Here is a 335-nt window from a genome sequence, read left to right as displayed (position 1 = left end):
AAGAGACAGCAATGTGCCGGTAGTTGTGCACCGTCTGCACCACCGGCACATTGTGCTTGTGCGCGGTCCGCACCACCCAGGGCGAGAGCAGGGGGTACGGGTTGTGCAGGTGCAGCACGTCCGGCCGGTGCTCGGTGATCAGCCGGCTCAGCTCCTGCTGGGCGCGCGGCGCGTAGATCGGTGAGATCGGCAGCAGCGCCTTGGCCGACTTCGGCATGCTCGGGATCTCGTCGGAGCTGCGGAGGAACGGCAGCCCCTCGCCCCCGGCCGCCGCGAGCTGGGCGATCTCCGCGTCGACGATCGTGTTCTCGCCGGAGGGCTGGGCTTCCCGGTAC

1 protein-coding gene is annotated in these 335 nt (G+C 69.3%); it reads right to left on the bottom strand.

What is annotated here, in order from left to right:
* The coding region (locus IG99_RS43745) for a glycosyltransferase family 4 protein (protein ID WP_037684628.1) at positions 1-335 on the bottom strand (335 nt) is incomplete at both ends.

The organism is Streptomyces griseus subsp. griseus (assembly GCF_000720255.1).
GTDB lineage: Bacteria > Actinomycetota > Actinomycetes > Streptomycetales > Streptomycetaceae > Streptomyces > Streptomyces griseus_I.
The sequence above is the reverse complement of the archived record's forward strand: the minus strand, read 5'-3'. Positions and strand labels throughout refer to the sequence as shown.